This is a genomic window from Sphingobium sp. BHU LFT2 (genome assembly GCF_018604485.1).
In the GTDB taxonomy this organism is placed as follows: domain Bacteria; phylum Pseudomonadota; class Alphaproteobacteria; order Sphingomonadales; family Sphingomonadaceae; genus Sphingobium; species Sphingobium yanoikuyae_A.
The window spans coordinates 367443-379821 of record NZ_JAFCGW010000002.1; the positions used below are offsets into that span (position 1 = coordinate 367443).

The 12379-nt window shown below is 67.1% G+C and carries 10 protein-coding genes; all 10 read right to left on the reverse strand.

Going from position 1 to position 12379, the window contains the following annotated elements; all coding sequences use genetic code 11:
- Nucleotides 1–12: 12 nt before the first annotated feature.
- Nucleotides 13–765, reverse strand: a complete 753-nt coding sequence (locus JQK15_RS06935) for a class I SAM-dependent methyltransferase (RefSeq protein WP_214864426.1) — start codon at nt 763–765, stop codon at nt 13–15.
- 76 nt (nt 766–841) lie between these two features.
- Nucleotides 842–1969 (reverse strand): glycosyltransferase, encoded by a 1128-nt coding sequence (locus JQK15_RS06940; RefSeq protein ID WP_214864428.1) that lies wholly within the window; start codon nt 1967–1969, stop codon nt 842–844.
- Between the two features lie 2 nt (nt 1970–1971).
- Nucleotides 1972–3342 carry a sugar transferase gene (locus tag JQK15_RS06945; RefSeq protein ID WP_214864430.1) on the reverse strand — a complete coding sequence of 457 codons (1371 nt, stop codon included), beginning with the start codon at nt 3340–3342 and terminating at the stop codon, nt 1972–1974.
- A 43-nt stretch (nt 3343–3385) separates the two neighbouring features.
- The gene (locus tag JQK15_RS06950) at nt 3386–5281 is read right to left on the reverse strand and encodes an XrtA/PEP-CTERM system amidotransferase (RefSeq protein WP_214864431.1); all 1896 of its coding nucleotides are present in this window, start codon (nt 5279–5281) and stop codon (nt 3386–3388) included.
- Nucleotides 5282–5291: 10 nt separating this feature from the next.
- On the reverse strand, nt 5292–6827 hold the full coding sequence (gene xrtA / locus JQK15_RS06955; protein WP_214864433.1) for an exosortase A: 1536 nt from the start codon (nt 6825–6827) through the stop codon (nt 5292–5294).
- Complete coding sequence (locus tag JQK15_RS06960) at nt 6824–8053, reverse strand: TIGR03087 family PEP-CTERM/XrtA system glycosyltransferase (RefSeq protein ID WP_214864435.1); 1230 nt, start codon at nt 8051–8053, stop codon at nt 6824–6826. Before JQK15_RS06960 ends, xrtA begins: the two co-directional genes overlap by 4 nt.
- A complete protein-coding gene (locus tag JQK15_RS06965) occupies nt 8050–9123 on the reverse strand; it encodes a FemAB family XrtA/PEP-CTERM system-associated protein (RefSeq protein WP_214864437.1) in 1074 nt (357 codons plus the stop codon). Before JQK15_RS06965 ends, JQK15_RS06960 begins: the two co-directional genes overlap by 4 nt.
- Before the next feature lie 60 nt (nt 9124–9183).
- On the reverse strand, nt 9184–10254 hold the full coding sequence (locus tag JQK15_RS06970; RefSeq protein WP_214864439.1) for a FemAB family XrtA/PEP-CTERM system-associated protein: 1071 nt from the start codon (nt 10252–10254) through the stop codon (nt 9184–9186).
- Nucleotides 10251–11099 (reverse strand): XrtA system polysaccharide deacetylase, encoded by an 849-nt coding sequence (locus tag JQK15_RS06975; protein ID WP_214864441.1) that lies wholly within the window; start codon nt 11097–11099, stop codon nt 10251–10253. The genes JQK15_RS06970 and JQK15_RS06975 overlap by 4 nt, the downstream gene beginning before the upstream one ends.
- Nucleotides 11100–11130: 31 nt before the next feature.
- A complete protein-coding gene (locus tag JQK15_RS06980) occupies nt 11131–12351 on the reverse strand; it encodes an XrtA/PEP-CTERM system-associated ATPase (protein WP_037507928.1) in 1221 nt (406 codons plus the stop codon).
- Nucleotides 12352–12379 lie beyond the last annotated feature (28 nt).

The following is a 12379-nucleotide window of genomic DNA, read 5'->3' on the forward strand; positions in this document are numbered from 1 at the left end:
GCGCGAGCATGCTCACTGCGTCGCAGTTCCCAGCAGCTTGCGCGCGCGGAACAGCCGATCATCGAGCGCATAGAAATGGCGCGTGTCGGCGTCGATGTCGCGCGCGTCGATCTCCTCCAGCTCGAAGCCGGCAGCCCGGATGCGATCGGCAAAGTCGAGGCCATATTGGCGGACATGGTCCCACTGGCCGAAGCGGCGCTCGCGCTCGCGCGGGGGGATGTCGAAACTGCCATCCTCGGTCGGCTTGTCCCACAGCGGCACGATCAGCCAGGCTTCGCCGCCGGGCTTGAGCGCGCGCAGGATATTGCGCAGCACGGCCATGTCGTCGGGCACATGCTCCATCACATGGCTGGCATAGAAGAGGTCGTAGCGGTCACTGTCGGACAGCGCCATCAGGTCGACCTTGTGCATGCCGGGCACGGTATAGCGCGCGGGATCAAGATCGGCCGGGACATAGTCGGCCGCTTCAGAAAAGCGCTTGACCAGGCTCCCCTCATTGGGGGCCATGTGCAGGATCGCGCCGTCGGTCGGCACGGTCAACACGCCCTTCATGATGAGATAGTTCATCAGCCGCTCGCGCGGCGAGGCGTTGCAATTGGGGCAGCCCCATTCGCCATTGTCGCCATAGCGGAAGAAGCCGACGACCGTCGTGCCGCAGGCCGGGCAGCCACGATTGGCGCGCGCGCCCAGCGCCTTGCGCAGGTCGAGACCCAATTTGGTCAGATGCTTGCCGGCGGCCTTGGCCACCCGCTGGACAGTAATCACGCCATTCTCCGCTCGGTATCAGCTTCCGGCCTATACAATATGGCGCGGCTTTGGCGAGGGGGATCAGCGCGAAAGATTATCGCGACTGGGCCGGATTCCAGATCGTGACGGTGCGGCCGCGCACGGCCTTGAGCACCCCCTGCAAGGTCGCGGCATAGGCGATCAGTATGTCGACCAGTGCCGCCAGAGGTCCGCCGCGCGACCGCAGGCCGATCCAGGCGAGCAGCGCAAGGCCGATCGCGCCGGCCATGTAGAGCATGGGCGACAGGCGCAGCGCCAGAGCGCCAGCGGCGATCGCGCCGGTCAGGATGAAGGCACCACCGAACCAGCGGACGATCTTGCGCGAGGCATATTTGAACCGGTCGACCGCCGCCATGCGGCGCAGTTGCGGGCGCAAATGGCTGTGCGTGTGCCAGGCGCGGGCGGCGATCCGAACCTTGCGCCGATATTCGTCCTTGCGCCCCGTCACCAGCCGCTCGCGCGCAATCACATCCTTCGCCTTCACCAGCCGCTTGCCCGCGAACACCACCGCCATCGAGACGGTGAGGTCATCCAGCACGCTGTCGGGAAATTCGGGATAGAGGCTGCGGCGGATGGAGAAGATCGAGCCGTCGGCGCCCAGCACATTGCCGGTGCGCGACTCCTCGTCCTTCAGCCGTTCCTCGATCCGCCAGTAGAGCGAGCCGACGGCGGCGGTCGCACTGTCGCCCTCGCCCAGATAATGGAGCGAGCCGAGCACGCCGCCGATATCGGGATCGGCATAGCGGGCGAGCAGATTATCGATCGCGTCGGCATCCAGCAGCACATTGGCGTCGGTGAAGATCAGTATGTCGCCGCGCGCGCGGGCGGCGAGCAATTTCATGCCATGCGCCTTGCCGCTGCGTCCGGGACCACGCAGCAATGTGACCAGATCGCCCTGCGCCGCGATCAGCGCGGCGGTATCGTCGGCCGATCCATCGTCGAATGCGAGGATTTCGAGCGTGGGATGCCGGCTTTTCAGCATCGCCAGATTGGCGAGCTTTTCCGGCATCGCGCCGGCTTCATTATAGGCGCAGAAAAGCAGCGAGGCGCTGGGCATCGGGCCGGCGACGGGCGTTTCCGCGCGGGTCGGCAGCATGCGCAGGATCAGCGGGTAGCAGAGGAAGGGCCAGGCGACGGCGATCAGTGACGCCAGCAGGACGAGGGCGAGCAGCAGGTTGGTCACGCTCAATAGGCCTTGTGATGGACCAGCACGCCCAGCGTCGCGACGATGATGCGCAGGTCGCGCCAGATCGACCAGTCGCTGACATATTCCAGGTCCGACTGGAGTCGGTCGATCAGATCCTGATGATGATCGGTCGCGCCGCGATGGCCGCGCACCTGGGCAAGGCCGGTCATGCCCGGCTTGATGCAATGCCGTTCCCAATAGCGTGCGTCGACCTCCCAATAAAGGCTGTCGCCGGCCTTGGCAGCGGCGGCATGGGGGCGCGGTCCGACGACGCTCATGTCGCCGTTCAGCACGTTGAAGAGCTGGGGCAGTTCGTCGATGCTGGTCTTGCGCAGGAAGGCGCCGACGCGGGTCACGCGATCATCGTCGCGCCTGGTCAGCGTTGCGGCCTTGTGGTCGCTGGCCTCGGTCCGCATCGAGCGGAACTTGTAGATGGAGAAGGGCCGCCCATCCTTGCCGATGCGCGGCTGGCGGAACAGGATCGGGCCGGGGCTGGTCAGCTTCACCGCCAGCGCGGCGCCGAACAGGACCGGCGACAGCGCGATGGTGGCAATGGTGGCGACGATGATGTCGAACAGCCGCTTGATCAGGCGATCGCGGAATTGCAGCGGGCCGCCGGCGACGATGATCGTCGGCTGGCCGTCAAACTCATCCACCCGCGCAGGCGCAAAGCGCAGCAGTTCGGGGACGACGATCTCGCCCCGCGCCGAGAGCGACTTGAGCGCCGCCGACCAGTCGTCCATCCGTTCGAGCGGACAGGCGACGATCACGCGCTCCGCCATGCCGACGGCAGCGGCCAGGCGCGCGGCCATGTCGGCATCATGGCGTTCGGGGTGGAGATTGGCGGTGTCCGCCTGGATCACCTCCATATGGGTGCCGGTTTCGATCGCGACCCCGTCCATGATGACGGCGGTGAGGTGCGGCACGTCGCCCAGCAGCCGGACGGCGAGGCGCGCGACAGCCAGGCGCACCAGCGCCAGCGTCGCCGCGCCGAGCAGCAGGCCGGTGAGGAAGGTCAGACGGGACAGCTGTTCGGCGATCTTGCCCAGATAGACGATCAGCAGCATCAGCAGCGCCGCCTGCGCCAGCGCCAGCAGGGCGCGGAAGATGCCGCGCCGCACGCGATCCAGCGTGTTGATGCCATAGGCACCGCCCTGCACCGCGAGGATCGCATAGAGCGGCGCGACCATCGAGAACATCACCAGACCATGGGGCTTGCCCGGCTCGCCCAGGAAGGCGCCGACGACCAGCCAGTTGGCGAGGAGGAAGGCGATGAACAGCCCCGCCATGTCGCCGGCCAGGCACAGCGCATAAAGGCGCAGCCGCACAATTTCCTTCGAGACAGTCAATGAGGCGCCCTGCATGATCATTATGCTGTCCCGTTGGCACCGGGCGGGGCCGGTTGCAAGGGGATCACGCGCCGAACAGCCGGCCGAGCGCCTTGTCGAGCATCACCATTTGCCATAGCAGCCGGCCATGGTCGGCCACGCCGGCCTTGTGGTCGGCCGCGACCTTGGCCAGCATCTTCGTGTCGAACCAGCCGGTGCGGGCCAGCGCAGAGCCGCCCGCGACGGCAGTCGCCTCGCCCGCCAGCGCGCCGCGGAACCAGTCGCTGATCGGCGTCACGAAGCCCATTTTCGGGCGATAGAGAATATCCTGCGGCAGGAAGGGCTCCATCGCCTTCTTCATGAGGTACTTGCCGCTATTGCCGCGAATGCGCTGGGCTACTGGCAGGCGGGCAGCAAATTCGACCAGCCGATGGTCGAGCAGCGGCTCGCGCGCTTCCAGGCTGACGGCCATGCTCATCCGGTCGCTCTTGGTCAGGATGTCGCCGGGCAGCCAGATGCGGATATCGGCATATTGGGCGCGATCGAGCGGGTCGCGCGCCGGGGCATTGGCCATCGCCTTGATATAGCGATCCTCGGCGCGATAGGTGCCCAGCCGGCTTTTCATATCCTGGCTGAAGAGGCGCTGGCGCAGCGCATGGGGCGTCACCCCGACCGAGGCGGCATAGGCCTCCCCGCCGTCGCCGGCCAGTTCGAGGAAGGTCGATTTGGCGCGCAGCGGGCGCGGTGCCCAGTCGGCCTTGGGATAATAGCGGCCGAGCGTGCCGAACAAGGGTTCGCGCACCGATGCGGGGATCAGGCCACGCAGCCTTTCCCCCTGCATCTGGAAACGGTGGCGGCGATAGCCGGCGAACGCCTCATCCGCGCCATCGCCGGACAGGGCCACCGTCACCTGTTCGCGCGCCAGTTCGCAGACCCGGTAGGTGGGCAGCGCGGAGGCATCGGCAAAGGGTTCGTCGAAATGGAAGGCCAGCGTGTCGGCCAATCCATAATCATCGGGTGATACGATGCGCGTGCGGTGATCAGTGGCGAAGCGCCGCGCGATCCGGTCGGCATAGGCGGTCTCGTCCAGGCTGGCGACATCGAAGCCGATGGTGCAGGTCTTGACCGCCTGGTTCGAGGCTTCCGCCATCAGCGCTACGACGCTGCTGCTGTCGACGCCGCCGGACAGGAAGGCGCCGAGCGGCACGTCGGACACCATGCGCGATCGCACCGCCTGACGCATCAGGGCGACCAGCTCCTCCTCCAGCGCCTCGGGCCTGGACTTGCTGCGATCGGCAAAGCTGATGTCCCAGTAACGCTGCGGATGGGGCAGCGGACGGCCGCGCACCAGGCGTAGCGTCTCACCCGCCCCGAGCTTGCGCACGCCCGCGACCATGCAGGCATCGTCGGGGACATAGCCATAGGCGAGATAATCCTCGACCGCGCTCAGGTCCGGCGCGCGGCGGAGCAGCGGATGGGCAAGCAGGCTCTTCAGTTCCGATCCGAAGATCAGGCTGCCGTCCGACAACAGGGCATAATGGAGCGGCTTCACCCCCAGCCGGTCGCGCACCAGCCAGAGCGACTGGGCACGCGCATCGAACAGGGCGAAGGCGAACATGCCGTTGAAGCGGCTGACGCACTCCTCGCCCCATTGGCGATAGCCGTGCAGGATGACCTCGGTATCGCTGTCAGTGCGGAAGACATGGCCCTTCGCCTCCAGTTCGGCGCGGACCTCGGCGAAATTATAGATTTCGCCGTTGAAGGTGACGACCAGGCTTTCATCCTCGGTCAGCATCGGCTGGGCGCCGCCGCCAAGGTCGATGATCGACAGGCGCAGATGGCCGAGCCCCACGCCCGGCGCGGTCCAGATGCCGCTGCCGTCCGGGCCGCGATGCAGCATCACGTCCAGCATGGCGCGCACCCGCGCGGGATCGACCGGCTTGGCCGTTTCGAGATGGAAGATGCCCGCAATTCCGCACATTGTTACGGTCCTAGCCTATGCCCGCGCTGCGGTCAGCCAATTCCTTCACATTGCCCAGATCGCGCAGGAAAGTAGCAATCGCCGCGTCGGAGGGATGGCCGGGATGCTCTTCGGCCGACACCAGGATCGCGACCGAGCGCGGATCGCGGCCCAGCAGGCGGGCGAGCATCGTCTGGACCTTCACCTCCGGCTTGCTGCCGGTCGGTGCGCCCTGCCCCACCACATAGAAGCTGACGACATGGCGGACGAGCGGGCCGGGGCCGGTTATCTGCTCGCCGCGTGCGTCGGCGGGCGCCGGTGCGGGTGAGGACCATGTCCATTCCTTGTCGGGATCGACCGCGCCCTGGCCGAAACCGACCAGTTCGCGCTTGTCCTCCTGTCGGTCAAAGGCAGCGACAACGAGGTCCACGACCTGTCCGTGCGCATTGGCATAGCGGCCCGAGATGAAATGATCGGCGCCATCGAAGCGCGGTTTCCAGGGATAGGTCTGGGCGGCACTGGTGCGGGTCCAGCCCGGCACCGCCGGCAGATCGATATGCGATGGCAGCGGACGGGCAGTGGCCGCGGTGGCCGCCAGCCAGAGCGGCGCGGCGACGATGATGCCAAGCGCGATAGCCGCCATCATGCCGGCGGGCGCCTGCCGCCAGACAGGGCGCTGCAGCGGCACGGGATCGAACCAGGGATCGCCGGGCTTGCGATCGAAAAATGGCCAAGCGGTCGCCATCACGATGATCATGATGATCGCGAAGAACACCCAGCCATAGACGACATGGTCGAAACCGACGGCGGCATCGACCGTGGTCAGATGGGCGACCAATATGGTGGCGAAGGCGCGCACGCCATTGGCCAGCACCGACAAGGTGAGCGCCCCGGCCATGAACAGGATGCGGCGCGGCCAGCTCTGGAAGCAGACATTGCAGACCAGCGCGCCATAGGCGGTCATGGCGATCAGGAATTTGGCGCCCGAACAGGCCTCCGCCACCTCGAAATAGCCGGTCGGGGTGGTGATGAAGATGCCCTCCATATGGGCGGGCACGCCCGCGAGTGTGAGGAACATCATCGAGAGATGCGCCGTCACCAGCTGGAGATGCGGCACGATCTCCTCACCGAAGGGGACCATGAAGAAGGCGTAGAAGAGCGGGAAGAGCAAGGCGCGCGCCACCATCGGCCCGAGCAGCGCGATCACCGCGCCCTGGAGCATCAGGACCAGCGCGCCATGGCGGACCATCGCGACGCCCGCCGCCGCGCCGAGCAGCCAGGCGAAGGCGCCAAGGCCCAGCCAGATCAGGCCCGGCGGCCAGGCGACCGGCTCCAGCTGGCGCAAGCCGGGCAGACGCTGCTGCACCAGCCAGGCGATGAGGATCGGGATGAAGAGGCAATGGCCGAAGGTGGAAGCGTTCCACCAGATCGAGACCATCGAATAGAGATCGTCAAAGAAGAGCGTCAGGATGGCAGCCGCGACCACGCCCAGCGCGGTCAGATGACCACGCCAGCCGGCAAGGCCGATGCGCGGCATGTCGGCAAGGGAACGGGCGCGATCGGTCATGCGGCCTGCGGATCGGCCTTGCCCGGCGCGCCGAGCAGCAGGTCGGGCAAGCCACCGAGCGTCGCCGACCAGCGATAACGCGCCTCGACACGGCGACGGGCGGCGAGGCCGAGCTGAGCCCCTCGCGCCGGATCGGCGAGCAGCGACAGGATCGTCCCAGCTTCGGCCGCCGGATCGGCCGCGATCAGGAAATCGCGGCCATCGACCGCATCAATGCCTTCGGCGGCCTGGGGCGAGGCGACGACCGGACGGGCCATCGCCATGGCTTCGAGCACCTTGTTCTGGATTCCGCGCGCGATGCGCAGCGGCGCGACCACCAGATCGGCGGCCGCCAGCCAGCCGCGCACATCGGGCACGCCGCCGGTGACGATGACGCCCGGCAGATCGGCCAGCGCCTGCACCGGCTTCGACGGGTTGCGGCCGACAATGGCGAAGCGCGCGTCGGGGCGTGCGGACTGGATGGCGGGCAGCGTCTGGCGCGCAAAACTCTCGACCGCCTCGACATTGGGGCGATAGTCCATCTGGCCGGTGAAGACGATCAGCGGCCCTGCCCCCTTCTCGACGGCGGGGAAATCGGCCGCCGGGTCGAAATAGTCGAGCGCCACGCCATTTTCGAGCGCGACGATCCGGTCCGGGCCAAGGCCGCAGGCATCGCGGAACAGCGCCGCTTCGGCTTCGCTGACGAAGCTGCAGATGTCGGCGCGGGCCGCGACCTGCCGCTCGAAATCGAGCAGCACGCGGCCCTCGCGCCGGTTGATCCAGCCCATCGGGCCGGATCCCTGCGTCCCATAAGCGGCATATTTGGCCGAATCGAAATCGACGAAATCCATCAGAAACCGCACCCCCGCCGGCAGCATGGGCACGAAATGCGCCATCTGCGCCGAATAGGCAATGACGGCGCGGATCGGCCGTTCGGCCATGACCTGGGCGACCCAGCGATGCAGGCCCGGATGATCGAACAGCGACACCAGCAGCGACTGGCCGCGCGCCAGGCCGGTAAGGCCGGCGACGATGCGCGACCGGTCGCGCTTCAGCACGCACTGGCTGGCCGTCAGTCGCGCCATGTCCGCAGCAAAGCCCATGTCGCGATCATCATCGGCAAAGCAGCCGACATGGACCGGCGCCATCTGTGCCAGCCGCTGGAGCAGATGATAGGACCGGATCTTGTCGCCCCGGTCGGGCGGGAACGGGATACGATGGCAGAGGAAAAGAAGCTCGCCCGTCATCCAAGGCCCCGCGCGATATGCGGACCGATGAGGTTGGCGACGGGCAACGGCAGCTTCTTCCACAATTCCACCTTGCGCCGATATTGGGGCGAGAGCGGGTTGACGTCACGCGTCTCCTTGCCCGGCGCGGTGCGCAGATGATAGCCGAGCGGATCGCCCTCGAACCCCCAGGTCTTCTTCCAGGCGGCGGGTCCGGTGCCGACCTTCGACCGGCCAAAGTCGAAATGGGTGAGGCCGCGCTCGCGAGCCTGGCGCATCAGGGTGAAATAAAGGACTTCGTTGGAGCGCATCGCCCGTGCCTCCAACCCGGCGCCATGCCAATAGGGCATGCAGGCGCCGCCATGATAGAGGCTGATGACCGCCGACAGGGGCTTGCCGTCCTTCGATACCATAGCGATGTCCGCATCCGCCCCGAACCGGTCGAGGATCGCATCGAACAGCGCGCGCGGAAAGACCGGCGTGCCGAGATTATGGACGCTCTGGCAGTAGAGGCGATAATGGATGTCGCGCAGCCGCTGGTCGCGGCCGGTCTCGAACTGGAGGTCGTTGCCGAGGCCCTTGCGGATTTCCGCGCGGTGGCGCTTGGGGATTGCCTTCAGTTCCGCCTCGTCATCGGCGGCAAGCGCGCGCGAGAAACCGAGATAGGCGTCGGCCTTGTTCTGCCATGAGGCGCCACCGGGCGCTTCACCGCCGCGCAGTTCCAGCGTGTCGCAGCCGAGCTTTTCCGCCTGATACCAGGCGGCGTCGGCCAGTTTGGCGATCGCCTTGCGGTGGGACGCGAGAATGCCGCCATCGACCGCGAAGCCGCTGCCGACCAGTGCCTTGCCGAACAGGGCCGAACGGATATGGGTGAGCGGCAGCACGCCGTTGATCTCGCCCGATGGCGTGCGGGCGACCAGCATGATCGCCTTCTGGCCGGTGCCGGCCTCCACACCCATGATCCAGGCCGGTCGATGAAAGGGCGTCGAGCCCGGCTGGGCGCAGACCCAGGCATCGATTTCCGCCACGACAGCCGGATCGGAGAGGCGCGCCTCTCCGACGATGACGCTCAGATCGACAATCGCATTCATCTGCTCATTCCCTCAGTACCCTGGCACCAACATAGGCCCGAAGGGCTGAATATATGGTAATCAGCCAAGACCCCGACTGATCATCGGCCCCAGCAGATTGGCGACCGGCAATGGCAATTTCTTCCACAGTTCGATCCGCCGCTGATATTTTGCACTGGTCGGGCTGACGTCGCGCAACTGGCCGGTGGGCGACCAGTCATAATAGACGAGCGGCTGCGGATCGAAGCCGAAGCTCTTTTTCCAGGCGGCCTGGCCGCTGCCGACCTTGGACCGGCCAAAGTCGAACCGGCGGGCGCCGCGCGCGCGGCCATGGCTCATCAGCCGGTAATACATGAACTCGTTGGAGCGCAGCCGGCGCGCATCGGCGCCGCCGCCGCCCCAGAAGGGCATGACCCGGTCGCCATGATAGAGGGTGAGCACGGCCGACACCGGGCGTTCGCCATCGCGCACGATGCTGATATCGGCATCCGCGCCAAAGGCGGCGATCACCTCGCGGAAGAGGCGCGCGGGGAAGACCGGGGTGCCGAGGTTACGAACGCATTCGGCATAGATGCGATAATGGTCGCACAGATGCGCCGAGGAGCGGCCATGATCGACGGCCAGCGCGGGATTGGCGAGCGCCTTGCGCAGTTCGGCGCGGTGCTTGCGCGGAATGGCGAGCAGTTCCGCCTCGTCATCGACGGCAAGCGGGCGGACGAAGGCGACATGCTCGCCCTCGCAGACGCGCCACCCCTCCCCCGGCGCGACACCGCCGCGCAGTTCGACCGGCGCATCGCCGCGTGCCCGCGCCTCATTCTGGGCGGCAGCAGCCAGGGCGGCGATCACGGCGGGATCATCGGCCAATATGCCGCCATCGACGGCGAAGGCGGCGGATACCAGCGCCTGCCCGAACAGGCGACTGCGCACATGCTGGAGCGGCAGCAGGCCGCAAATCTGGCCCGATGGCGCGACCGCCGCGAGCATCAGCGCCCGGTTCGCGGTCGCCCGCTCGATCGCGATCAGCCAGGCCGGGCGATGGAAGGGCGTGCTGGCGCCATGGGCCAGCACATAGGCATCGGCCGCCTGCGCCTGTGCCGGATCGGCAAGGTCCAGCGTGGTGATCGCCAGATCGGCCCGATTGCCCGCGATCATGCGGCGCGCGCCGCTTCCTGCGCCACCAGCGCATCGACGCGGGTCCAGGCGAAATCCTGGGTCAGGCGGCGCAGCTTGGCGGCCATGACGGACAGATTGGTATAGTGGCGCACCCGCGAGCGCAGCGGCGCACCGGCGACGCGCGGCTGATCCGGGTCGATTTCCCAGGGGTGGAAATAAATGATGGCGGGCCGCTGCGCCTGCCCATTCACCTGGCGGATCGCCCAGCGCGAAAAGCCATAGGGCAGCAGGCGGAAAAAGCCCCCGCCCCCGGCCGCCAGCGTCCGCTGGCCAAGCTTTGCCGTAGTCACCGGCAGTTCGAGCAGATCCGATCCCGCCACCGGCTTCCAGGCGAAGCGCGGCGAATCGGGCCAGCCATAATGGTCGTGCCGGATCGGCGCGACGCTGCTGGAATAGGCATAGCCTTCCTCCGCCAGGATCGGATGTGCCCAGGGCGTGCGCGGGTCGATCGAGAAGCTGGGCGCGCGATAGCCCGACACCTTCTGCCCGCTGGCATCCTCCAGGATCGCGCGGGACTTGCGCAGGTCGGCGCGAAACTGTTCGGGGGTGAAGGTGAAGACGCGGGCATGGTCATAGCCATGGCTGGCGACTTCATGCCCGGCATCGGCGATGCGACGCATCAGCGCGGGATAGCGTTCGGCCACCCAGCCCAGCGTGAAGAAGGTCGCGGTGACGCCGGCCTGCGCGAACAGGTCCAGCACCGCATCGGTGTTGCGTTCGACGCGATGCGTCAGCCCCTCCCAGTCGGAACGGTCGATCGTCCGCTCGAAGGCGCCGACCTGGAACCAGTCCTCGACATCGACGGACAGGGCATTGTGCATCATGATCTTGTCCCGGTTGTGCGCGCGGGCGCGATCAGGCGGCGTTGCGCTCCGGATCGGCGGCGCGTTCGTCGCGCTCGACCCAGTCAACCAGCAGGGTCAGCACGCGGCGCAGCGCCGCATCCTGTTCCTCGACGCGGAATTCGAGGCCCGACAGGCGCTCCTCGATCAGGGCAAAACAGCCCTTGAGCGCTTCGGGATCGACCGTCGGCGCGGCATAGGAGGCATGGTTCTGCATCGCGCGCAGGGCGGCGATCTCGGCACGCAGCGCCTCGATCTCCTCATGCACGGCCGGCGACACGAGATCGGGCTGCGCCGGCGCCTGCCAGGCGACCGCCTGCGGTGCGGGGGCAGCGGCGACCGGTTCGGCCGGTGCGATCGGTTCCGGCGCGGTTTCGCCAGCGGTATCCAGCACGGACGGCGCAATCGGTTCGGCGCTGACATCCTCGTCCACGCCCATATCCTCGATCACCGCCTGGACCGCCTGACCGTCAATCTCGGTCAGTTGCTCCAGCGCGCCCAGCAGCAGCACGCGGCTGACCAGCGCGTTGATGCGACGCGGCACGCCGCCGGTGGCGGCATAGATGGCGTCGAGCGCATCGTCGGTGAAATAGGGATTGCCGGTCCAGCCGACCAGCGTCAGGCGATGGCTGATATAGGGTTCGACCTCCTGCGGCAGCATCGGGTCGAGATGATGGGTCGCGATCACGCGCTGGCGCAGTTGCTCCAGCTCGGGCGAGCGGACGAGGTCGCGAAATTCGGGCTGGCCGAGCAGGAATATCTGCAGCAGCGACTGGCCGCCCAACTGGAAGTTGGACAGCATGCGCAGTTCCTCGATCGCCGAAACCGGCAGGTTCTGCGCTTCGTCCACGATCAGCAGCGAGCGGCGGCCGGCACGGGCCTGCCCCTGCAAATAGGCCTCGATCTGGCGCAATATCTGCGCCTTGGCGACGCCGTCAGTGGCCAGGCCGAAGCTCTGCGCGGCAAGGCGCAGCATGTCGTCGCCTTCAACCTGGGTCGACACGATCTTGGTCGCGGTCAGGCGCGCCGGATCGATCGTGCTCATCAGATGGCCGACCAGCGTCGTCTTGCCGGCGCCGATGTCGCCGGTGATGACGATGAAGCCCTCGCCCTGCGCCAGGCCATAGCCCAGATAGGACAGCGCCTTGCGATGCGTCGTGCTCTCGAAATAGAAATGCGGGTCCGGCGTCAGCTGGAACGGGCGCCCCTGCAATCCATAGAACTGATCGTACATCTGTCGTCTCCATCCGGCCGACCGGCGT

Bases quoted from the DNA above. Each gene is read 5' to 3' on its own strand.
- JQK15_RS06945 (WP_214864430.1), bottom strand. From the start codon at position 3,342: ATGATCATGCAGGGCGCCTCATTGACTGTCTCGAAGGAAATTGTGCGG.
- JQK15_RS06950 (WP_214864431.1), bottom strand. From the start codon at position 5,281: ATGTGCGGAATTGCGGGCATCTTCCATCTCGAAACGGCCAAGCCGGTC.
- xrtA (WP_214864433.1), bottom strand. From the start codon at position 6,827: ATGACCGATCGCGCCCGTTCCCTTGCCGACATGCCGCGCATCGGCCTT.
- JQK15_RS06960 (WP_214864435.1), bottom strand. From the start codon at position 8,053: ATGACGGGCGAGCTTCTTTTCCTCTGCCATCGTATCCCGTTCCCGCCC.
- JQK15_RS06965 (WP_214864437.1), bottom strand. From the start codon at position 9,123: ATGAATGCGATTGTCGATCTGAGCGTCATCGTCGGAGAGGCGCGCCTC.
- JQK15_RS06970 (WP_214864439.1), bottom strand. From the start codon at position 10,254: ATGATCGCGGGCAATCGGGCCGATCTGGCGATCACCACGCTGGACCTT.
- JQK15_RS06975 (WP_214864441.1), bottom strand. From the start codon at position 11,099: ATGATGCACAATGCCCTGTCCGTCGATGTCGAGGACTGGTTCCAGGTC.
- JQK15_RS06980 (WP_037507928.1), bottom strand. From the start codon at position 12,351: ATGTACGATCAGTTCTATGGATTGCAGGGGCGCCCGTTCCAGCTGACG.